Consider the following 22,237-nt stretch of genomic DNA (forward strand, 5'->3'; position numbering starts at 1 on the left):
GAGCTGTAACCGCAAGCGGCACCACGGGGCGCACCGGACATCCCGGGCGCCGCAGCCGCGCTCCGCCTCACGCCAGGAACCCCCGCAGCAGCGAGGCCGTGCCGGCGCAGTGCTCCCGGGCGATGGCGCGGGCCTCCTCGCCGTCCCCGTCCAGTACGGCCGCCACCAGCGCCGCGTGCTGCTGCTGGGCGTGCTCCAGGTTCCGCACCAGCAGCGGAATGCGGTTCAGCAGATCGTTGAGCCTGGCCCGTACGGCGGCGTACTGCGCGGTCAGCGAGGGGGAGCCGGCCAGCTCGACCAGGGTCAGGTGCAGCAGCGTGTCGCGTCGGCGGTAGTCGCCAGGCGTCGCCTCGCGAGTGGCGTCCAGGGCCTCCCGCAGCCGGGCCGCCTCGGCCGCGGACAGCCCGCGCGCGGCGCACAGTTCGGCGGCGCCCGCCTCCAGGACCTCGCGGAAGGTGAGGGTGTCCGCCAGATCCGGGGCCCCGGAGGGCAGCCGCACCCGGCCGCCCGCCGCGCCTTCCGCCTCGCCGGTGACCGGCTGGGGGAGCACGAAGGTGCCGCCGTACCGGCCGCGCCTGCTGGCCACCACGCCCTGCTCGGCCAGCACCTTGAGCACTTCGCGCAGGGTGACGCGGCTGATGCCGAGGCGTTCGGCCAGCTCCCGTTCGGCGGGCAGCCGTTCGCCCTCGGCCACCAGGCCCAGCCGGATGATCTGGAGGATCTGCTCCAGCGCCTCTTCGAACCCGTTTCCCGCGTGTACGGTACGCAGCACCGTGGCCAGCCTGTCGTCCTCCGGCATGGAACCCCCTTCCGTTTCGATGACCCTCTTCCGTTTCAAAGGTCTGCACGGCTACCTTATGGCTTCCGCGGACCGACAGGAGGCCCACTCGTGGCAGACCGCACACCACCGCTCACCGTTTCCGAGCTGAGGAGACTCGTCGACGCGGGCGAGATCGACACCATCGTTCTGGCCTTCACCGATATGCAAGGGCGACTCCAGGGCAAGCGGTTCGCCGCGCCCTACTTCCTCAGCGACGTACTCGACGGCGGCTCCGAAGGCTGCAACTACCTGCTCGCCGTCGACGTCGAGCTCAACACCGTGGACGGCTACGAGATGTCCTCCTGGGAGCGCGGCTACGGCGACTTCGCCATGCACGGCGACACCGCCACCCTGCGCCGCGTCCCCTGGAACCCCGGCACCGCGCTGCTCACCGCCGACCTGGCCTGGCACGACGGCTCACCCGTGGCCGCCTCGCCCCGGCAGATCCTCCAGCGCCAGCTCGACCGGCTCGCCGAGCGCGGCTGGCACGCGTACGTCGGCACCGAGCTGGAGTTCATGGTCTTCCAGGACACCTACGAACAGGCATGGGACAGCGCCTACCGTGGCCTGACCCCCGCCAACCAGTACAACGTCGACTACTCCATCCTCGGCACCGGCCGCGTCGAGCCCCTGCTGCGCCGTATCCGCAACGAGATGGCCGTGGCCGGAATGGTCGTCGAGTCGGCCAAGGGCGAGTGCAATCTGGGCCAGCACGAGATCGCCTTCCGCTACGCCGACGCGCTCACCACCTGCGACCAGCACGTCATCTACAAGACCGGCGCCAAGGAGATCGCAGCGCAGCAGGGCCAGGCGCTCACCTTCATGGCCAAGTACGACGAGCGCGAGGGCAACTCCTGCCACATCCACCTCTCGCTGCGCGACGAGGAAGGCGGCGCGATCCTCGCCGACCAGGCGGGCGAGCACGGCATGTCGCCGCTGATGCGGCACTTCCTCGCCGGACAACTCGCAGCCCTGCGCGAGTTCACCCTGCTGTACGCGCCCAACATCAACTCCTACAAGCGCTACCAGCCCGGCTCCTTCGCGCCCACCGCCGTCGCCTGGGGACCCGACAACCGCACCTGCGCGCTGCGCGTCATCGGCCACGGCCAGGGCCACCGGCTGGAGAACCGCGTCCCCGGCGGCGACGTCAACCCGTACCTCGCCGTCGCCGGAATGATCGCGGCCGGACTGCACGGCATCGACAACAAGCTGGAACTCCCGCAGCCCTGCACCGGCAACGCCTACACCGGTGACGCCGAACACGTACCCACCACCCTGCGCGAGGCCGCCGCGCTGTGGCAGGAGAGCGCTCTGGCCCGGGAGGCGTTCGGCAGCGAAGTGGTGGCGCACTACAGCAACATGGCCCGGGTGGAACAGCAGACCTACGACACCGCCGTGACGGACTGGGAGCGCTACCGCTCCTTCGAACGTATGTAACCCTCCCGAGCGCAGGTAAGGACTTCACCGCAGTGCAGCACGAGCAAGAGGAACCCGCCGGACCACCGGCCGAGAAGCTTCAGATCGTCAACCCGGCGACCGAGGAACTGATCACCAGCGTCCCCGTCACCACCCCCGAGGAAGTCGACCGCGCAGTCGCCCGGGCCACCGCGGCCCAGTCGGAGTGGGCCGCGCTGCCCCCGGCCGACCGGGCCCGGCTGCTGCGCCGGTTCGCCTCCGCCGTCGACGGACACATCGAGGAACTCGGCGTCCTGGAGATGCGCGAGGCCGGGCACCCGCTGGGCAACGCCTGCTGGGAAGCGAGCAACGTACGCGACCTGCTCGACTACGCGGCGGGCGGCGTCGAGCGGCTGACCGGAGCCCAGATCCCGGTCGCCGGCGGAGTCAACCTCACCTTCGCGGAACCGCTCGGCGTCGTCGCCGTCATCGCGCCGTGGAACTTCCCCATGCCCATCGCAGCCTGGGGCACCGCACCCGCGCTCGCAGCAGGCAACGCGGTACTCCTCAAACCCGCCGAGACCACCCCGCTGACCGCGCTGCGCCTGGCCGAGCTGGCCCTGGAGGCCGGACTGCCCGAGGGCCTCTTCCAGGTGCTGCCGGGCGAAGGGCCCGTCACCGGCACCGCACTGGTCGAACACCCGCGCGTCGCCAAAGTCGTCTTCACCGGCTCGACCGCCGTCGGCAAACGCATCATGGCTCAGTGCGCGGCCTCCGTGAAGCGCGTGACGCTCGAACTCGGCGGCAAGAGCCCCAACATCGTCTTCGCCGACGCCGACCTGGAGCGCGCCGCTGCCGCGGCACCCGGCTCCTTCCTCGACAACACCGGCCAGGACTGCTGCGCCCGCAGCCGCATCCTCGTCCACCGCAGCGTCCACGACCGGTTCCTCGAACTCCTGGAGCCCGCGGTCCACGCCTTCCGGGCCGGCGATCCGGCCGACAGCACCACCTCCATGGGGCCCCTCATCTCGGCCCCGCACCGGGAGCGGGTACGCGGATACGTACCCGAGGACACCCCGGCGCTCATCCGCGGCACCGTCCCCGAGGGCCCCGGCTACTGGTACCCCGCCACCGTGCTGGGGGGCACCGCGGGGGAGCGGGCCGCTGTCGAAGAGATCTTCGGCCCGGTCGCCGTCGTCGTCCCCTTCGACGACGAGGACGAGGCGGTACGGCTCGCCAACGACACGGACTACGGACTGTCCGGCTCCATCTGGACCCGCGACAGCGCCCGCGCCCTGCGCCTCTCCCGCGCCGTCGCCGCCGGGAACCTCTCCGTCAACTCGCACAGCAGCGTGCGGTACTCCACCCCCTTCGGCGGCTACAAGCAGTCCGGACTCGGCCGCGAACTCGGCCCCGGCGCGCTCGCCGCCTTCACCGAGACCAAGAACGTCTTCATCAGCACTGAGGAGAGCCAGTGAGCCCCACCGAAACCGAGGCCGTCGTCTGCCGTCGCCTGGTCGGGCGTACGGCCGTCGTCACCGGCGCGGGCAGCGGCATCGGTCTGGCGACCGCCCGCCGCCTCGCCTCCGAGGGAGCACATGTCGTCTGCGCCGACGTGGACGCCGAGCGCGGTGCGGCTGCCGCCGAAGCGACCGGCGGGCTGTACGTCACCGCCGACGTCACCGACCCCGAACAGGTCGAAGCCCTTTTCCGCACCGCGAACGAGACGTACGGCTCCGTCGACGTCGCCTTCAACAACGCCGGCATCTCGCCACCCGACGACGACTCCATCCTGGAGACCGGACTGGACGCCTGGCAGCGCGTCCAGCACGTCAACCTCACGTCGGTCTACCTGTGCTGCAAGGCGGTGCTCCCCTATATGCGGGAGCAGGGGAGGGGCTCCATCATCAACACGGCCTCCTTCGTGGCCGTGATGGGCGCCGCCACCTCGCAGATCAGCTACACCGCGTCCAAGGGCGGTGTCCTCGCCATGTCCCGCGAACTGGGAGTCCAGTTCGCACGGGAGGGCATCCGGGTGAACGCGCTGTGCCCCGGCCCCGTGAACACCCCCCTGCTGAAGGAGCTCTTCGCGAAGGACCCGGAGCGGGCCCAGCGGCGGCTGGTGCATGTGCCCGTGGGGCGGTTCGCCGAGGCGGAGGAGATCGCTGCGGCGGTTGCTTTTCTCGCCAGCGATGATGCCTCGTTCGTGAACGCCGCGGAGTTCTTGGTGGACGGCGGCATCGCGGGTGCCTACGTCACCCCTCTGTGACCGCCGCCATTGGCTGAGGCCGCCGCCATTGGCTGAGGGCCCGGCCCTCTGGCTCCCTTCCGTTGTTGGGGGTCCGGGGGCCAGGGCGCAATCCGTGTAGCGTGCACAGAGTCAACTCGATCACCAGGAGGGGCGCCCCATGCGCAGCAGATCCGTCCTGACCGCCGTCACCATGGCCGCGGCCCTCACCGCAACCCTCACACCGGCCAGCGCCCAAGCGGCCAACGTCCAAGCCGCCGGCGCCCAAGCGGGCGCCTCAAAAGGCAGGCACCATTGTCCGCGGCTCTCAGCGAAGCTGAAGTGGTACGGGGCGAACCGCGCCAAGCTCCAACGCACCATCGACGAGCGCGGCAAGTGCTCGTCCCATTGGCGCGGCGACGAACGAGGGCACCGCCCCGTGGCCGCGTTCGACTGGGACAACACCATCGTCAAGAACGACGCGACCGACGCCACCATCGCCTGGGCCCTCAAGCACGACAAGATCCTCCGCCCCAAGGACTGGGCGGCCACCAGCAAGTGGCTCACCCCCGCCGCCGACCGGGCCCTCACCGAGGCGTGCGGCACCGACGTACCGGTCGGGCACCCCCTCCCCACCTCCAGCGACGCCGCGTGTGCCGACGAGATCCTCCAGGTGCGCGGCGAAGCCGAGACGATGAGCGGCGAACAGGCGTTCGCTGGAAAATGGAACCACCGCCGCACCGTTCCGGAGTACGCCTGGGTCCCCCAACTGTTCGCGGGCCACACGGTCAAGGAGCTCCGCGCCTACGCACGCGCCGCGCGCGACGAGGCGCTGGCGGCGCCCATCGGCAGCGAGCAGAAGGTCGGCACCCACACGGTGCCCGCCTACAGCCGCTACTACGAGCAGCAGAAGGACCTGCTCCGCACGCTCGAGAAGGCCGGGTTCGACGTCTACATCGTCTCGGCGGGCTCGGAGCCGGTGGCTGAGGAGTGGGCAGCCGGCGTCGGCATCGACCGCGAACACACCCTCGCGATCCGCAGCGTCGTCAAGCACGGCAGGATCACCACCTACACCGAGGGCTGCGGCGGCATGCCGCCCAGCAGAGGGGAGATGATCCCGTACATCGAGGGCAAGCGCTGCGTCGTCAACCAGGAGATCTTCGGCATCAAGGGCGCCCGTGCCTGGCAGAAGCAGGACTGGCGGCACCGCATCGCGATCGGCGGCGGTGACGCGGACACGGATGTGACCTTTGTGGGGGACGCGACGGGCACCCACCTCGTGCTCAACCGCAACAAGCCGGAGATCATGTGCCGGGGCTACGACGACGCGGACGGGCGCTGGGCGGTGAATCCGATGTTCATCGAGCCGCTGCCCCGCAAGAAGGAGCCGTACCCGTGCGCCACCGGGGGCTTCACCAGCCCTGACGGCTCACTGGGCCCGGTCCGCAGGAGCGACGGTTCGATCGTCCCGGACCAGAAGGACACCGCGTACGGCGAAAAGGCGTAGGGACCAGCGGAGTACCACGTCAGGGCCGCCCCGCAAAGTCGCACAGGTGTGCCATAGGCTGCGACCGTGAGTATGACGACCCCGCCCGGCTGGTACCCCGATCCCGGGCAGACGCCCCAACTCCCGCCGCAGGAGCGCTGGTGGGACGGCACCGCCTGGACCAGTCACACGCGGCCCGGCGCGGGCACCGTCACCGGCACCGCCGGGCAGCCGGGCCCCAACGGCAAGGGTGCCGGGCGCGGACCGCTCGTCGCCGGCATTCTGGGCGCGGTCGTGCTGACGGCCGCGCTCGCGGTCGGCGGGGTGCTGCTGCTGGGCGGTGGCTCGGACGAGGAGAAGCCGGAGGCGGCCCGCTCCTCGTCCTCGCCGGACGGGTCCAAGGGCAAGGGCGAGTCCGCTCCGCCCGAGGACGAGGACTCCCCTTCGGACCCGCCCTCGGACGCGCCGTCCCCGATCCCCCGGGTGGCCCGCGACCCGCTGCTCGGTATCGGCCTCACCGTCCCGGAGGGCTGGCAGCGGGCCAACGACCACAACGCTGCAGCGCTCAGCAAGAGCGCCTACAGGTGTCCTGCTGACTCCGCCGGGAAGAAGTGTGTCCGGGGCGGCGGCTTCATCAAGGAGACCAGGGGGTCCTGGAGTGACGACGACGAGTTGCGGGAGCTGACCGAGGCCCAGGTGGCGAAGAACGCCAAGGCGTCGTACCCGAAGAAGTCGTACGGCGGCATCACGTCGCACAAGGTCGTCGAGTCCGGTGCCGTGACCGTCGCTGGTGAGAAGGGCTACCGCGTTCGGTGGCGGGTGAAGAACAAGCTCAAGCCGGACGCGTATGTGGAGGCCGTCGTCTTCCGCTCGCCGGAGAGCTCGGCGAGCACGCTCGTGCTGTGGAGCAGCGTGGACATCGCGGACGCCGAGGACGCCTCGCCGGTGTCCGTCCTGGACGACCTGCGCAAGGGCGTGGTCGCGACCGGCACCGGCCAGGACGAGGGTCCGAGGAAGACCGTCTGACGGAACGGCCCACGCCGGACCGGCGGACGGACGCGCCGAGGACGCGAACGCGGTGGTCCCGCGTCCGTCGTCACAGGAACGTCATGCCCTCGCCCCGGTAGGTGGGCACCGACCCCGTCACCCGGTCGCCCTCCACCAGGTGCAGCGCGTCGAACCGTTCACACAGCTCGCCCGCCTTGGCGTGCCGGAACCACACCTTGTCGCCGATGAGCAGATCGTCGGCGGCCTGGCCCAGCAGCGGAGTCTGCACCTCGCCGGGCCCTTCCTGCGGGTCGTAACGCAGCCCGCCGGGCAGGTAGGGCCGGGGCAGCCGGTCGGGGCCCGCGGCGCCGGAAGCGGGGTAGCCGCCGCCCAGCACCGTGACGACCCCCACCCCGGGCCTGCGCACCACCGGCATGGCGAACAGCGCGGCGGGGCGGCCGGTGAACGAGGTGAAGTTGTCGAACAGATGCGGCACATACAGGCCCGAGCCGGCCGCCACCTCCGTCACCGTCTCCTCGGCCGCCGTGTGCTGGACGCTGCCCGTACCGCCGCCGTTGACGAACTCCAGGTCCGGCGCCACCGCGCGGACCGCACGCACCGCCGCGTCGCGGCGCCCGGCCAGCTCCCGCCTGGCCGCCGCCTGCATCAGCCGTACGGCGCGCGAGCGCAGGGCAGCGCCCGGAACGGCGTCCCCCACTCCCGCCACATGGCCCTCGTAGCCCATCACACCCACCAGCTGGAAACCGGGGCGGCGCTGAACGGTACGGGCCAGTTCGGCCAGGTCGGCGGGGGAGTGCAGCGGAGAGCGGCGGGCGCCGACGCGGAGCCGGCCACCCAGCAGCCGCAGCGAGGTGTCCAGTTCGAGACAGACCCGGATCTCCTCGCGGCCGCCGTCCCGAGCCGCGTCGATCAGTGCGAGCTGCGCCGGGTCGTCCACCATCACGGTCACGGCCGCGGCCAGCTTCGGGTCCGAGGCCAGCTCCGCGTACCCGGCGCGGTCGGCCGAGGGGTAGGCCAGCAGCACATCGGTGATGCCCGACCGGGCCAGCCACAGCGACTCTGCGAGGGTGTAGCTCATCACCCCGCTGAAGCCGTCCTTCGCCAGCACCCGCTCCAACAGCGCGCGGCAGCGCACCGACTTGCTGGCCACCCGCAGCTGCTTGCCCCCGGCACGGCGCAGGAGGTCCTCCGCGTTGGCGTCGAACGCGGCCAGGTCGACCAGCGCGAGCGGCGCGTCCAGCTGGGCCGTCGCCCGGTCGTACCGGGCACGGTCGGCGGCGGGATCGGCAGTCGTATCGAACACCCTCGCAGCTTGCCATGGGCGTCCGCCGCCGCACAGCCCCGGAACCGCGCCACCGTGCTCCGCGCGGCGCTTTCGCGCATCTGACGAGCGCGTTCGCGCACCTGACAAGGGGGTCACCGCTGTTTCGGCCGGGTTGCCGTCCCTCCCGGTGCGCACCGTAGAGTGACGCCGCACGCCGTGACGGGACGGCACACGGCGAACAGTTCACTGTGGCCACGACGAACATGCCCGCTCAACCCGGCGTTCGTGCGTGGCGGTAGGGCGCGAAGGGGGGCGCACATGGGCACCGACGCCGACCGCGCCGCAGTCCCCGAGCCCCCGGCCACTCCACCCAGGCCCGCCGTCCCGCCCCGCCCCGCTGTCCCTCCGCGTCCTGGCGTCCCCCCACGTCCCCCCTCCCCGCCGTCGGCCACGGAACCGCCCGTAGACGGTACGGCCCGTACCGGCCCGGAGAAGGGGCGCGAGCCGGAGGCGGAGCCGACCACGGAAGACGAGTCCAGCCCACAGATGCCATATTTCAGGGAGAGGGCACGGGAGGGGGGAGAGGGGGACGTCGCGGAGCGCTCCGAGCAGCTCTCGGTACCCGCCCCCCGCGACCCCGCGCACACCCTCAGTCCCCCCGTCCCCACCCCGCCGCCGCAGCCCGCGCCCCCCACCGGCGAACCCCTCACAGCTCCCCGCAGGCCCGCCCCGCGAGGGCCGGTCCGCGGCGACAGACCCGTGTCCGGCGCCCCGGCGCAGGCGCCGGACGGCCCCTCGAACGGGGACCGCACCGGGACCGGGGACACCGCCGCCGGTCCGTTCGGCAACGGCCGCCAGGCAGGCCGGGCCCGCACCGGTGCGGGCGAGCGACCGCCGGGCGCACCTGCCGCGTCGGACCTGTCGGCGGCGCCTGACGTACGGGCGGCACCTGCCCCATCGGAGCCGCCGACCGCGGCGGCCGCGCCGCACCCGCCGCCCCCGCGACCTGCCGTCACTCTCTTCGGACCGGCATCGGCCGCGGATTCCGGCGGGCACGCGCAGCTGACCATCCGTTCGGTCGTCGTCGCCGTCTGCCTCGTGCTCGGCGTCGGCCTGCTGGGCGGCGCGGGCACGGGCGTGCTGCTCTCCGGGGACGCCGCCGAACGGCCCGCCGTGGCGGCGGGCTTCGACGGCGCACGCGCCGCCTGGCACCAGCTGCCCGTCGACGAGCTGTTCCCCCGCACCCTCAAGGGCAAGGGCGCAGGGCCCGGCAGCGCGGACCGGCGCTGGACGCGCATCGCTGTCGCACCCGACAGCGGCTGCGCGCGCGCCTTCGACTCGTTGCTGGCCAAGGCGCTGGCCCCGGTGGGCTGCGGCAGGCTGGTGCGGGCCACCTACGCCGACGAGACCTCCACCAGCGTCACCACGGTCGGTCTGATGTTCACCAAGGCCGACCCGGCAGCCATGCGGGACCTGCGGGAGCGGTTCGCGGCCCAGAACCTCGCCGAGCGCACGGATCTGATGCCCCGTCCGTACGCGGCGCGCGGCACGGTCGCCGCCGAGTTCGGTGACGCGCAGCGGGCGAGCTGGACCGTACGTGTGCTGCGGGACGCGCCCGTGGTCGTCTACTCCGTCTCCGGCTTCGCCGACGGCCGCGTAGTCACCGATCCCCAGCCGGCCAACGACGCCACCCGCAAGGGCGAGACCTCGGCTGCGGCGCAGGCAGGGCTCGGTCACGACGCCCAGGGCATCGCCGACCGCATCGAGCGCGGTCTGCGCGAGGCCACCACCCGGCGGGAGTCCGGGGAGCGGGAGTCCGAGGCGGACGGCGACGGCAAGGGCCGGGACGGCAAGGGCTCGACCGGCAAGGGCTCGACCGGCAAAGGCGAGGACGACGAGGTGGAAGGGGAGGCCCGATGAAGCGTGCGCCGCGCTCGCAGCGCCCTCCGCGCTCCGCGGCGGCCGGTCGCGCCCTGGTCACCCTGGTGTGCGCCCTGCTCGCCCTGCTGCCCGTCACTGCGGGCACGGCACACGCCGAGGGCGAGGGCCTGCAGCGGCAGGAGTGGGCCCTCCAAGCGCTGCACGCCAAGGAGGCGTGGAAGACGACCAAGGGCCGGGGCATCACCGTCGCGGTGCTGGACACCGGGGTCGACGGCAGCCATCCCGACCTGCGCAGGAACGTCCGCGGCGGCAAGGACATGATCCGCATGGGCGCCGAGAAGGGCGACCGCCACTGGGCCAGGCACGGTACCGCGATGGCCGGGATCATCGCCGGACACGGCCATGGCAAGGGCGGCAAGGACGGGGTGCTCGGCATCGCGCCCGAGGCGCGCATCCTCCCGGTGCGGGTGCTGCTGGAGGAGAAGGACCCGGACCGCGCCAAGGCCCGCGACCGGCGCAAGTCCGCGCTGGCCGACGGCATCCGCTGGGCCGCCGACCACGGTGCCGACGTCATCAACCTCTCCCTCGGCGACGACAGCGACTCCGCGCACCCCGACGCCCGCGAGGACGCCGCCGTGCGCTACGCGCTGCGCAAAGGCGTTGTGGTCGTCGCCTCGGCCGGGAACGGCGGCGAGAACGGCGACCACGTCTCCTACCCCGCCGCCTACCCGGGTGTGATCGCGGTGGCCGCCGTCGACCGCAAGGGCGCGCGGGCCGCCTTCTCCACCCGCCGCTGGTACGCGACCGTGGCGGCGCCCGGCAAGGACATCCTGATCGCCGACCCGGACCGCACCTACTACCAGGGCTGGGGCACCAGCGCGGCGGCGGCCTTCACCTCGGGCGCGGTGGCGCTCGTCCGCGCCGCACACCCCGACCTGAGTCCCGCGCAGATCAAGAAGCTGATCTCGGACACCGCCGGGCACACCCCGGAGGGCGGGCGCAGCGACGCGGTCGGCACCGGCATCGTGGACCCGGCCGCCGCCATCGAGATGGGCTCCCACGTCGAGCCCCGCGAACAGCGCCCAGCCGTCGGTACGTACGGCAAGAAGTTCTTCGGCTCGGCGCGGCCGGGTGCCGGCGGGCCGGGCTGGTTCGCGATCCTGGCGGCCGTGCTGGGCGCCGTGCTGATCGGCACCGCCCTCGCCGTCCACCGGGGATTCACCCCGCGGATTCCGCGTCGGCCGCCGGCCCGCGCCGGCTGGCCGGGCTCCGGCCCGCAGGGGGGTCAGGGGGGCCAGGGGCCACCGCCCGGCCGTCCGTGAGAGGGGCCGCGAGTGTGCCCGTGCGTGCGCCGACCGCCGCGCGCGCGGCCGCTTCGACCGCGGCGATGCCCTCCTCGGCCGTGCGATGCCCGTCCGAGAGGACGGCGAGCAGCCAGGGGCGGCCCGCCACGGTCACCCGGCCCACGCTGTTGATCACCCACAGCCCGGTCGCCGTACGCGGCAGCCAGCCGTTCTTCACCTCGTCGGCCGCGGAGCCGGGGGCCGTACCCGCGCTGTCCCCGGCCGCCGTCACACCCCAGCGCTGCGAGGGGACGACGCCGCGCATCAGCTCGCGCACCCACCGCCGCTCCGGCCGCGTGAGCACGTGCGCCCGGGGCCCGCGCCCGTGCACGGCGCGCAGCAGCGCCAACTGGTCGGCGGCCGTGGTGGTGGTCAGGCCCCACCGTCCGTCCTCGGCCGGGCTGGTATCGGCCAGCCCCAGCAGACGACCGGCGGCGGCCACCCCCTCGGCGCCCCCGGCGGCCCGCCACAGCGCGTTCGCCGCCTCGTTGTCGCTCCGCTCGATCATCGCGGCGGCCCACGTTCTCTCCTGAGCGGTCACCTCCCGCGTGCCGCGTACCCGTAGGAGCAGGGCCGCGAGGATGTGCACCTTCATCACGCTCGCCGCGACGAATCGCCGGCGCTCGGCCCGGGCCGCCGGATCGAGGCGGCCCCCGTGCAAGGGCTCCGCGGCGACAGCCAGGCGCGGCGACGCGGTTGCGCTTCGCTTGTTCACCGCGACGACGTTAGACCCTTCTCGGTCGGTCTTGTGCCGTGGCGGGGGTGCCCCTGCCCGCTGTCTGCGGGCCGGTTGTGGCTGGTCGCGGAGTTCGCCGCGCCCCTGAACGGCCAGCTCTTGCGCTTGGGCAGACCCCCACGCCCCGGACGGGGCGTCTACCCGTCCGGCACCCGCGGTGCACCCGATACGCTCGGGGCGTGGCGCTCAAGAACATTCCTCAGTCGGCCTTCTCCAGCGACGACGGCACCGCCGACGCCGAGCTCGCGGACGCGCTCGCCGCCTGGCAGGACGACCGCCGGGCGCCCGGCGCCGAGACCCGCGTCCTGGCGGCGCTGCGCGGCGCCCGGCTGCTGGTGCCGGTCGTCGCCGTCCTCACCGAGGCCGAGACCGGCGAGGACGGGCTGCGCCGCGACAAGACCAGCGACATGGCGGTCCCCACTCTCAACGCACCGGGTGGCCGCCGGGCGCTGCCCGCCTTCACTTCGACCGGGGCACTGGCCCGCTGGCGTCCCGACGCGCGCCCGGTGGCCGTACCGCTGCATCAGGCGCTGCAGGCCGTGGCGCACGAGCAGGCGGACACCCTGCTGCTCGACGTGGCCGGGCCGGTCCCCTTCGAGGTGACCGGGCCCGCGCTGCACGCGCTCGCCGAGGGTCGCGTCCACACCCCGGCGTCGGCCGACCCGGCCGTCGCCGACGCGCTGCGGGCCGTGCTCGCGGCCGAGCCCGCGGTGACCGGCGCCCACCTGGTGCCAGGGGCCCCCGGCGGCGAGGGAGCCGCGGACGGCACCCTCGCTCTCGCCCTCGAACCCGGAGCCGAGGTCTCGGCCGTCGCGCAACGGGTCGCCGGGGCGCTGGCCGCCGACGAGACGCTTCGCTCCCGGCTGGTGGGCGGGCTCGACCTGGCGCTGCTCCCGCCGGGCAGCCCGCTGCCGAAGGCGGCCTTCTACCGCTCGGAGCAGGACTGACCTCGCCGACGTGCGAGCCCGGCGGACGCGTCGGACACTCAGGAGAGCGCCGGGACAGTTCCGAGTCCCGGCTGCCTCCTACGACCCCCACGGGAGGTCGACATGCAGGTCAAGTCGCTCCAGGCGAGCCCGGAACAGCTCAGAGACCTGGAAGACAAGCCACAGCCGATCGCTGCCGAGTTCCTGGGCACCCTGCTGCTGGTGTTCTTCGGGGTCGGTGCGGCCGTGCTGGCGGCCGAGTACGTCGGCTCGCTGGGCATCGCGCTCACCTTCGGCTTCGTACTGCTCGCGCTCGCGTACGCCATCGGTCCGATCTCCGGCTCCCATGTGAACCCGGCGGTGACGCTGGGGATGTTCCTGGCCGGACGGCTGGACATCGAGATGGCCGTCAAGTACTGGGTCGCACAGCTGGTGGGCGGTATCGCGGGAGCCGCGCTGCTCTTCCTGGTCGCCAAGCAGGTTCCGGGGCTGGAGACGAGCGGCAGCTTCGGCAGCAACGGCTTCGGTGACCGCTCCGCGGTGCACATCAACACCGGCGGGGCCTTCGTCGCCGAGCTGATCCTGACGTTTCTGTTCGTCTACACGGTGCTCGCGGTGACCCACAAGGTGGCGGTCGTCGGTTTCGACGGGCTGCCCATCGGTATCGCGCTGGCCACCGTCCACCTGGTCGGCATTCCGCTGACCGGCACCTCGGTGAACCCGGCGCGGAGTCTGGGCCCGGCCCTCTTCGCCGGCGGAGCGGCGCTGACCCAGCTGTGGATGTTCATCGTGGCGCCGCTGGTCGGCGCGGCCGTCGCGGCGTATGTGCACATGATCACGCATCCGCAGCCGAACCGGCGGCCCCGGCGCGAGATGAGGGTCAGCTGAGGCCGGTGGGGCCCGGAGGCTCAGCCGTGCACGGGCCCGGTGAACTTCTCGCCGGGCCCCTGGCCCGGCTCGTCGGGCACGGTGGATGCCTCACGGAAGGCGAGCTGGAGCGACTTGAGGCCGTCGCGCAGCGGTGCCGCGTGGTAGGAGCCGATCTCGGTGGCGCTCGCGGTGATCAGCCCGGCCAGGGCGTGGATCAGCTTGCGCGCCTCGTCCAGGTCCTTGTGCTGCTCGCCCTCCTCGGCCAGGCCCAGATTGACGGCGGCGGAACTCATCAGGTGCACCGCGACGGTGGTGATCACCTCGACCGCGGGAACGTCCGCGATGTCGCGGGTCAGGCTGTCGAAGTCGGGGTTCTCACCGGAGGGCTGCCCGGCGGCTGCGGCGTCGCTCATGCGGGTCAGCCTAAGCCCCGCCGCTCCCGTATTGTCGTACGGGCCGTCCCGCCCGCCGCCGTAGCGGCCGGTGGTCCCGCGGAGGCCGCGCCGGACGCCCCCGCCGGTGCCGCGCGCGGCGCTCCGTACGCTCTGCTGCTATGCTGGGATATCGACCGGCTGAAGACTGTCCCCTGTCAGCAACGACGAGGGCCGGGCTCCAGCCCGCAAGTGGAGGCTCCGATCTCCCACCTGGTGGCCCTGCGGGCCGCGGGTCAACGGTCAGGCTGCGCCCCGCGGAGTACCGCGGCGGTGCTCCCGGTCTGTGAGGAGCCCCGCCTGTGACCCGTCCGGGGCGTTTTTTGCGCTCGCGAGCGGTGGTCACCCACTGATTACGTAACTCATGCGCGGCCGTCCGCCAGACGCTCGCGCGGTGTACCCGAGGAGGCCCCATCAGCGCCGAGCCCCGCATCAACGACCGCATTCGCGTCCCCGAGGTGCGACTCGTCGGTCCCAGCGGCGAGCAGGTCGGCATCGTGCCGCTTGCCAAGGCCCTGGAGCTCGCCCAGGAGTACGACCTCGACCTGGTCGAGGTCGCGGCGAACGCCCGTCCGCCGGTGTGCAAGCTCATGGACTACGGCAAGTTCAAGTACGAGTCGGCCATGAAGGCCCGTGAAGCGCGCAAGAACCAGGCGCACACGGTCATCAAGGAGATGAAGCTCCGGCCGAAGATCGATCCGCACGACTACGACACCAAGAAGGGTCACGTCGTCCGGTTCCTCAAGCAGGGTGACAAGGTCAAGATCACGATCATGTTCCGCGGTCGTGAGCAGTCCCGCCCCGAGCTGGGCTTCCGGCTGCTCCAGCGGCTCGCGGACGACGTGTCGGACCTGGGCTTCGTGGAGTCCAACCCGAAGCAGGACGGCCGCAACATGATCATGGTTCTCGGTCCGCACAAGAAGAAGACCGAGGCGATGGCCGAGGCCCGTGAGGCGCAGGCCGCCCGCAAGGCGGAGCGCCAGCAGGGGTCCGCTCCCGCTGAGGAGTCCGCCGAGGAGCCTGCCGAGGCGTGAGCCCTCCCGGGGCACCCGCCCTGGAACCCATAACGAACCAACTGGCGCTTCCGCCTGCCCACACGACAGCGGGAGCGTCACCGACGAGGAGTGAAACGGCGACATGCCGAAGAACAAGACGCACAGTGGTGCCCGCAAGCGCTTCAAGGTCACCGGCTCCGGCAAGGTGATGCGCCAGCGCGCCGGCCGCCGCCACCTTCTCGAGCACAAGCCGTCCACGCTGACGCGCCGCCTTGCCGGCAAGACCGAAGCGGCCCCGGCCGACGCCAAGAAGATCAAGAAGCTTCTCGGCAAGTAAGTCCCCGCACGACCGGGACCCCATCGACCTGGGCCGGAGTGAGGTCCCCTCCCGGCCCCGCCAACAAGGAGTAATCACGTGGCACGCGTCAAGCGGGCAGTAAACGCTCAGAAGAAGCGCCGGGCGATCCTGGAGCAGGCCAGCGGCTACCGCGGCCAGCGTTCCCGCCTGTACCGCAAGGCGAAGGAGCAGGTCACCCACTCCTACGTCTACAACTACAACGACCGCAAGAAGCGCAAGGGCGACTTCCGTCAGCTGTGGATCCAGCGGATCAACGCCGCTGCCCGCGCCAACGGCATCACCTACAACCGCTTCATCCAGGGTCTGAAGGCCGCCTCCATCGAGGTCGACCGCAAGATGCTGGCCGACCTCGCGGTCAACGACGCCGCCGCCTTCACCGCGCTGGTCGAGGTCGCGCAGAAGGCGCTGCCGAGCGACGTCAACGCGCCGAAGGCCGCCTGAGCGGTTGCGGCTTCGCCGTCGGCCGAGCGTGGTGGTGGCTGACGCCGTCGATACTTCACCCCCCGGCCTCCGGCCGGGCGGTACCTCCCTCTCGCCGTCGTGGTTCTCTCCCCCATGCTCCGCACGGGGGTGCCTCCACGGCGGCGAGAAGCGTTTCTGAAAGTGAGCAACCCCCGCCCATGCAACCCGAGTTGACCTCTCTGCGGTCTCCCCGTGTCACCGCCGCGCGCAAGCTCGGCAAGCGGAGTTTCCGCGGCAAGGAGCGACGGTTCCTCGCCGAGGGGCCGCAGGCTGTGCGGGAGGCGATGGAGCATCTGGTCGAGGTGTATGTGACACCGGAGGCCGCGGAACGGCACCCGGAGCTGCTCGACGCGGCCCGCTCGGCGCGCGTCCCGGTGCTCACCGCGTCCGACGAGGTCGTCGCGGAGATGTCCGACACCGTGACCCCGCAGGGCATCGTGGGGCTGTGCCGTTTCCTGGACCGGCCGCTGACAGAGGTCCTGGCGGCGAGGCCGCGGCTGGTCGCCGTCCTCGCGCACGTACGCGACCCCGGCAACGCCGGGACCGTGCTGCGCTGCGCCGATGCCGCGGGAGCCGACGCCGTGGTGCTGACCGACGCCTCGGTGGACATCTACAACCCCAAGGCGGTGCGCGCCTCCGCCGGATCGCTCTTCCATCTCCCGGTCGTGGTCGACGTGCCCGTCGAGGAGGCGGCCCGCGGGCTGGCCGGGGCCGGGGTGCGGGTGCTGGCCGCCGACGGCGCGGGGGAGCGGGACCTGGACGAGGAGCTGGACTCCGGCGCGATGGCCGGGCCCACCGCATGGGTGTTCGGCAACGAGGCGTGGGGGCTGCCCGAGGAGACCCGTGCGCTGGCCGACTCGGTGGTGCGGGTGCCCCTGCACGGCCGCGCCGAGAGCCTCAACCTGGCGACGGCGGCAGCCGTCTGCCTCTACGCCTCGGCCCGCGCCCACCGGTCCCGCTGAGGGTGCCACGCGGTCACTCAGAGCTAGTAGGGTGCCGTGCAGCGAGGGCGCAGGAGGAGGGGCGGAACGGGATGGATGTGCGGCCCGACGACCTGCCCGACGGGCTTGTGATCGCCGACGGCACCGGGCACGTCGTCTGCTTCAACGCCGCGGCGGTCCGGATCACCGGGCGGACGCGCGAGCAGGCGCTGGGCACTCCCTTGCACGCCGCGCTCCCGCTGGAGGATCTGGACGGGCGCCGCTGGTGGCAGCTGACCGACCCCTACGGCGGCCCTGCCATCCGCACCCGGCAGCCCGAGCGGAACCTGCTGCTGCCCGGCGGCCACGAGGTGCTGGTCGCGGCGCGCTATGTGCGCGAACGCCCGCTCGGGCCGGTGGAGCGGGTCGTGGTCACCCTGCGCGGCACCGAGGCCAGACGGCGCACCGAACGCAGCCACGCCGAGCTGATCGCCACCGTGGCGCACGAGCTGCGCTCGCCGCTGACCTCGGTCAAAGGGTTCACAGCCACGCTGCTTGCCAAGTGGGAGCGGTTCACCGACGACCAGAAGCGGCTGATGCTGGAGACCGTCAACGCCGACGCCAACCGCGTCACCCGGCTCATCGCCGAGCTGCTGGACATCTCCCGCATCGACTCCGGACGGCTGGAGGTGCGCCGTCAGCGGCTGGACATGGCGGCCGCCGTGCGGCGGCACGTGGAGGCGCACGTCGCCGCAGGCCGCCCGGCCTCCCGTTTCAAGATCGCGATCGCCGACGAGCTGCCCGATCTCTGGGCCGATCCGGACAAGGTCGACCAAGTGCTGGCCAACCTGCTGGAAAACGCGGTGCGGCACGGCGAGGGAACTGTCACCATCGAGGTCGAACCCACCTCTTCCCCGCGCGAGCCGGGCGGTACGGCGACGGCCGTGACGGTCAGCGACGAGGGCCCAGGCATTCCGGAGGAGTCCATGAGCCGCGTGTTCACCCGCTTCTGGCGTGGCAGCCGGCGCGGCGGCACCGGCCTGGGCCTCTACATCGTCAAGGGAATCGTCGAAGCGCACGGCGGGGTCATCACCGTCGACCGGGCGCCGGAAGGTGGCGCCAGGTTCCGATTTATCCTGCCCGTGGGCGCCCCGGCCTTCATGGCCTGACCGGTTCCGGTCGCACGGCGCCCACGGGCCGACCCCGCAGCCAGCACCGGAGGCCGGGCCCCTGGCCTCCGCTTATCCGCCACCAGGCGGCCCCCTTTAGACTCGGGCTTCGGCACGCAGTCGGCAGTCATGTCAGCAGTCATGGGCAGGGCGCAGCCTGGGGGCACCTCCCAGCGACAGCTGGGGGACTATCGGAAACACGGGAAGAGATGTCGGCACCCAACAAGTCGTACGACCCTGTCGAGGTCGAGGCACTGAAACCGGAAGCGATCGACCGGGCCAGGGACGAGGCGCTCGCCGCCGTCGCCGCCGCCGGGGATCTGGAGGCGCTGCGCGAGGTCAAGGCAGCACACGCGGGTGACCGCTCCCCGCTGGCGCTGGCCAACCGTGAGATCGGCGCGCTGCCCCCGCACGCCAAGGCGGAGGCGGGCAAGCGCGTCGGCCAGGCCAGGGGGGCCGTCAACAAGGCCCTCAAGGCCCGCCAGGAGGAGCTGGAGCGCGAGCGCGACGAGCGGGTGCTGGTCGAGGAGGCCGTGGATGTCACGCTGCCCCACGACCGCCGTCCGGCAGGCGCCCGGCACCCGCTGACCACGCTTTCGGAGCGCATCGAGGACGTCTTCGTGGCGATGGGCTACGAGGTCGCCGATGGCCCCGAGGTCGAGGCGGAGTGGTTCAACTTCGACGCGCTCAACCTGGGCCCCGACCACCCGGCCCGCACGATGCAGGACACCTTCTTCGTGCGCGGCAGGGACGGCGGGGAGGACTCCGGCGTGGTGCTGCGGACCCACACCTCGCCGGTGCAGATCCGCTCGCTGCTCGGCCGCGAGCTGCCCGTCTACGTCATCTGCCCCGGCCGGGTCTACCGCACCGACGAGCTGGACGCCACACACACCCCCGTCTTCGGCCAGGTCGAGCTGCTGGCCATCGACGAGGGGCTGACCATGGCCGATCTGAAGGGCACCCTCGACCACATGGTCTCGGCGCTCTTCGGTGAGGGCCTGGGCACCCGGCTGCGCCCCTCCTACTTCCCCTTCACCGAGCCGTCCGCCGAGATGGACATGGTCTGCTTCGTGTGCCGGGGCAAGTCCGTCGGCGACCCGGACAACCCCTGCCGTACGTGCAGCAGTGAGGGCTGGATCGAGCTGGGCGGCTGCGGCATGGTCAACCCCCGGGTGCTGACCGCCTGCGGCGTCGACCCGGAGAAGTACAGCGGATTCGCCTTCGGGTTCGGCATCGAGCGGATGCTGATGTTCCGCCACAACGTCGAGGACATGCGAGACATGGTCGAGGGTGATGTGCGCTTCACCCAGCCGTTCGGGATGGAGATCTGATGCGGGCGCCGCTTTCGTGGCTCCGGGAGTACGTGGACCTGCCGGCCTCCGAGACCGGCAGAAATGTGGCCGCCAGGCTGATCGCCGCCGGTCTCGAGGTCGAGACGGTCGAGCAGACCGGTGCCGGGCTCAAGGGCCCGCTGGTGGTCGGCCAGGTGCTGGCCATCGAGGAACTGACGGAGTTCAAGAAGCCGATCCGCTACTGCCAGGTGGATGTCGGCCGCGGCCCCGACGACCCGCAGAACCTCATCTGCGGTGCCACCAACTTCGCCGTCGGCGACAAGGTCGTCGTCGTGCTGCCGGGGGCCGAGCTGCCCGGCGGGTTCAAGATCAGCGCCCGTAAGACCTACGGCCACGTCTCGGAGGGCATGATCTGCTCCGAGCGGGAGCTGGGCATGGGCGAGGACCACGGCGGCATCCTGGTGCTGCCGCCCGAGCACGAGGTGGGCACCGACGCGATCGAGCTGCTGGAGCTCGTCGACGAGGTCCTCGACATCGCGGTGACGCCGGACCGCGGCTACTGCCTGTCGCTGCGGGGCATCGCCCGCGAGACGGCCACCGCCTACGGGGTGCCGCTGCGCGACCCGGCGCTGCTGGACGTGCCCGCGCCCAACGCACACGGCTACCCGGTCAAGGTCGCCGACCCGCTGGGCTGCGACCGCTTCACCGCGCGCACCGTCACCGGGCTGCGGCCCGAGGCACAGTCCCCGATCTGGCTCACGCGCAGGCTGCAGAAGGCCGGAATGCGCCCGGTCTCGCTGCCTGTCGACATCACCAACTACGTGATGCTGGAGCTGGGCCAGCCGCTGCACGCCTACGACAGGTCCCGGATCGAGGGCCCCATCGGGGTGCGCCGCGCCGAGAGCGGCGAGGAACTGGTCACGCTCGACGGCACCAAGCGGGCCCTGGACTCCGGTGACCTGGTCATCACCGACGAGCGCGGCCCCATCGGCCTGGCCGGGGTGATGGGCGGCGCCAACAGCGAGATCGCGGATGGTGACGGTGAAGCGCAGCGCACCACCGAGGTGGTGATCGAGGCCGCGCACTTCGACGCGGTCTCCGTCGCCCGTACCGCGCGCCGTCACAAGCTCTCCTCCGAGGCGTCGCGCCGCTTCGAACGGGGTGTCGACCCCGAGGCGGCATCGGCGGCGGCACAGCGCACCGTCGATCTGCTGGTGCTGCTCGCGGGCGGCACGGCCGAGCCGGGCGTCACCGAGATCACCACGCCGTCGGGTCCGCGTACGGTACGGATCGCCGCCGACCACCCGGACCAGGTCGCGGGCGTCTCCTACGGCCGCGAGACGGTCGTGCGCCGGCTCCAGCAGGTCGGCTGCGACGTGTACGGGGGCACCGGGCAGGACGAGCAGCTGACGGTCACCGTGCCGTCCTGGCGGCCCGATCTGACCGACCCGAACGACCTGGCCGAGGAGGTCATCCGGCTGGAGGGCTACGAGAACCTGCCCTCCACGCTGCCCAGGCCGCTGCCGGGGCGCGGGCTGACCGAGCGCCAGCGGCTGCACCGCCGCGTCGGCCGCGCGCTGGCGGGCGCCGGCTACGTCGAGGCGCCGTCGTACCCCTTCGTGGGCGACGCCGTCTTCGACGCGCTGGGCCTGGCAGCCGACGACCCGCGCCGCCGCACCGTGCAGCTGGTCAATCCGCTCTCGGACGAGGAGCCGGGGCTGCGCACCACACTGCTGCCCGGGCTGCTGGCCGCGCTGCGCCGCAACGACGGACGCGGCAGCCACGACCTCGCGCTGTTCGAGACCGGGCTGGTCTTCCTGCCGACCGGCGCCGAGACCGCCGCCGAGCGGCCGCCGGTCACCCAGCGGCCCACCGCCGAGGAGCTGGCCGGTCTGGACGCGGCACTGCCCGAGCAGCCCCGGCACCTGGCCGTGGTGCTGGCGGGTGCCCGGGAGCGCGCCGGCTGGTGGGGCGGGGGTCGCCCCGCCGACTGGGCCGACGCCATCGAGGCCGCGCGCACCGTGGCAGCCGAGGCGGGCGCGGAGCTGACCGTGGAGAGCGCCGCCTTCGCGCCCTGGCACCCGGGCCGGTGCGCGGCGCTGTACGTCCGGCTGGACGGCGAGCGGGTGGCGGCCGGGCACGCGGGTGAGCTGCACCCGCGCGTGGTGCAGGCCCTGGGGCTGCCGGAGCGCACCTGCGCCATGGAGCTGGATCTCGATCTGGTCGAGCGCGCTGCGGCCGGACCGGTGCGGAGCCCGCATGTGTCCACCTTCCCGGTGGCCACCCAGGACGTCGCCCTCGTGGTGGACGCGTCGGTTCCGGCGGCCGAGGTGGAGAGCGCGCTGCGCGCGGGCGCGGGCGAGCTGCTGGAGTCGCTGCGGCTGTTCGACGTCTTCACCGGCGAGCAGCTGGGCGCGGGACGCAAATCGCTCGCATATGCGCTGCGTTTCCGTGCGCCGGACCGCACGCTGAAGGCCGAGGAGGCATCCGTCGCGCGGGACGCGGCGGTCGCCGAGGCGGTCGAGCGGACGGGCGCGGTGCTGCGGGGCGCCTGAGCGAGCCTCGCCCCGGCGTTCGAGGGGACATCCGTCACTGGCGGATGTCCCCTCATCTTTTCGGGTGAGAAGCCCGGACGATCTTCTGACGGACGGTCG

20 protein-coding genes are annotated in these 22,237 nt (G+C 72.6%); 16 read left to right on the forward strand and 4 right to left on the reverse strand.

Features of this window, described 5'->3' with window-relative positions; translation table 11 throughout:
* Nucleotides 1-67 precede the first annotated feature (67 nt).
* A complete protein-coding gene (locus JW592_RS09600) occupies nt 68-799 on the reverse strand; it encodes a FadR/GntR family transcriptional regulator (protein ID WP_209264517.1) in 732 nt (243 codons plus the stop codon).
* 90 nt (nt 800-889) lie between these two features.
* Between JW592_RS09600 and JW592_RS09605 the strand changes: the two genes are divergently transcribed.
* From JW592_RS09605 to JW592_RS09625, 5 genes are all read left to right on the forward strand, one after another.
* The gene (locus tag JW592_RS09605) at nt 890-2,257 is read left to right on the forward strand and encodes a glutamine synthetase family protein (protein WP_209264518.1); all 1,368 of its coding nucleotides are present in this window, start codon (nt 890-892) and stop codon (nt 2,255-2,257) included.
* 32 nt (nt 2,258-2,289) lie between these two features.
* Nucleotides 2,290-3,693 carry an aldehyde dehydrogenase family protein gene (locus tag JW592_RS09610; RefSeq protein ID WP_209264519.1) on the forward strand — a complete coding sequence of 468 codons (1,404 nt, stop codon included), beginning with the start codon at nt 2,290-2,292 and terminating at the stop codon, nt 3,691-3,693.
* A complete protein-coding gene (locus JW592_RS09615; protein WP_209264520.1) occupies nt 3,690-4,484 on the forward strand; it encodes a 3-oxoacyl-ACP reductase in 795 nt (264 codons plus the stop codon). Before JW592_RS09610 ends, JW592_RS09615 begins: the two co-directional genes overlap by 4 nt.
* 139 nt (nt 4,485-4,623) lie before the next feature.
* A complete protein-coding gene (locus JW592_RS09620; protein ID WP_209264521.1) occupies nt 4,624-5,949 on the forward strand; it encodes a haloacid dehalogenase-like hydrolase in 1,326 nt (441 codons plus the stop codon).
* Nucleotides 5,950-6,021: 72 nt separating this feature from the next.
* On the forward strand, nt 6,022-6,954 hold the full coding sequence (locus tag JW592_RS09625) for a DUF2510 domain-containing protein (protein ID WP_229375575.1): 933 nt from the start codon (nt 6,022-6,024) through the stop codon (nt 6,952-6,954).
* 70 nt (nt 6,955-7,024) lie between these two features.
* Here the strand turns inward: JW592_RS09625 and JW592_RS09630 are convergent, their stop codons facing one another.
* The gene (locus tag JW592_RS09630) at nt 7,025-8,239 is read right to left on the reverse strand and encodes an amino acid deaminase/aldolase (RefSeq protein WP_209264523.1); all 1,215 of its coding nucleotides are present in this window, start codon (nt 8,237-8,239) and stop codon (nt 7,025-7,027) included.
* Nucleotides 8,240-8,959: 720 nt separating this feature from the next.
* Here JW592_RS09630 and JW592_RS09635 point away from each other — a divergent pair.
* Nucleotides 8,960-10,120 (forward strand): hypothetical protein, encoded by a 1,161-nt coding sequence (locus JW592_RS09635; protein ID WP_307805354.1) that lies wholly within the window; start codon nt 8,960-8,962, stop codon nt 10,118-10,120.
* Entirely contained in the window at nt 10,117-11,403 is a 1,287-nt protein-coding gene (gene mycP / locus JW592_RS09640) for a type VII secretion-associated serine protease mycosin (RefSeq protein ID WP_209264524.1), read from the forward strand. The genes JW592_RS09635 and mycP overlap by 4 nt, the downstream gene beginning before the upstream one ends.
* On the opposite strand, the gene JW592_RS09645 is transcribed toward mycP, so the two are convergent.
* On the reverse strand, nt 11,300-12,139 hold the full coding sequence (locus JW592_RS09645) for a serine hydrolase (protein ID WP_307805355.1): 840 nt from the start codon (nt 12,137-12,139) through the stop codon (nt 11,300-11,302). The two genes, mycP and JW592_RS09645, sit on opposite strands and share 104 nt — an antisense overlap.
* Before the next feature lie 200 nt (nt 12,140-12,339).
* Here JW592_RS09645 and JW592_RS09650 point away from each other — a divergent pair, with 200 nt between their 5' ends.
* Both JW592_RS09650 and JW592_RS09655 read left to right on the forward strand, forming a co-directional pair.
* Entirely contained in the window at nt 12,340-13,107 is a 768-nt protein-coding gene (locus JW592_RS09650; RefSeq protein ID WP_209264525.1) for an SseB family protein, read from the forward strand.
* Between the two features lie 102 nt (nt 13,108-13,209).
* Entirely contained in the window at nt 13,210-13,974 is a 765-nt protein-coding gene (locus tag JW592_RS09655; protein ID WP_229375501.1) for an MIP family channel protein, read from the forward strand.
* A 20-nt stretch (nt 13,975-13,994) separates the two neighbouring features.
* On the opposite strand, the gene JW592_RS09660 is transcribed toward JW592_RS09655, so the two are convergent.
* Entirely contained in the window at nt 13,995-14,369 is a 375-nt protein-coding gene (locus tag JW592_RS09660; protein WP_209264526.1) for a DUF1844 domain-containing protein, read from the reverse strand.
* 431 nt (nt 14,370-14,800) lie between these two features.
* Here JW592_RS09660 and infC point away from each other — a divergent pair, with 431 nt between their 5' ends.
* The 7 genes from infC (at nt 14,801) to pheT (ending at nt 22,138) form a co-directional block, all read left to right on the forward strand.
* Nucleotides 14,801-15,421, forward strand: coding sequence for a translation initiation factor IF-3 (infC, locus tag JW592_RS09665; protein ID WP_209211742.1), 621 nt, complete (start codon nt 14,801-14,803; stop codon nt 15,419-15,421).
* Between the two features lie 103 nt (nt 15,422-15,524).
* Nucleotides 15,525-15,719 (forward strand): 50S ribosomal protein L35, encoded by a 195-nt coding sequence (rpmI, locus tag JW592_RS09670; protein ID WP_019360090.1) that lies wholly within the window; start codon nt 15,525-15,527, stop codon nt 15,717-15,719.
* Between the two features lie 78 nt (nt 15,720-15,797).
* Complete coding sequence (gene rplT / locus JW592_RS09675) at nt 15,798-16,181, forward strand: 50S ribosomal protein L20 (protein ID WP_114020547.1); 384 nt, start codon at nt 15,798-15,800, stop codon at nt 16,179-16,181.
* A 179-nt stretch (nt 16,182-16,360) separates the two neighbouring features.
* Nucleotides 16,361-17,164 (forward strand): TrmH family RNA methyltransferase, encoded by an 804-nt coding sequence (locus JW592_RS09680; protein ID WP_209264527.1) that lies wholly within the window; start codon nt 16,361-16,363, stop codon nt 17,162-17,164.
* Nucleotides 17,165-17,235: 71 nt separating this feature from the next.
* Nucleotides 17,236-18,291, forward strand: a complete 1,056-nt coding sequence (locus JW592_RS09685; RefSeq protein WP_209264528.1) for a sensor histidine kinase — start codon at nt 17,236-17,238, stop codon at nt 18,289-18,291.
* A gap of 209 nt (nt 18,292-18,500) precedes the next feature.
* Complete coding sequence (gene pheS, locus JW592_RS09690; protein WP_209264529.1) at nt 18,501-19,622, forward strand: phenylalanine--tRNA ligase subunit alpha; 1,122 nt, start codon at nt 18,501-18,503, stop codon at nt 19,620-19,622.
* On the forward strand, nt 19,622-22,138 hold the full coding sequence (gene pheT / locus JW592_RS09695; RefSeq protein WP_209264530.1) for a phenylalanine--tRNA ligase subunit beta: 2,517 nt from the start codon (nt 19,622-19,624) through the stop codon (nt 22,136-22,138). The genes pheS and pheT overlap by 1 nt, the downstream gene beginning before the upstream one ends.
* Nucleotides 22,139-22,237 lie beyond the last annotated feature (99 nt).

Source organism: Streptomyces spirodelae, from assembly GCF_017676385.1.
Taxonomy (GTDB): domain Bacteria; phylum Actinomycetota; class Actinomycetes; order Streptomycetales; family Streptomycetaceae; genus Streptomyces; species Streptomyces spirodelae.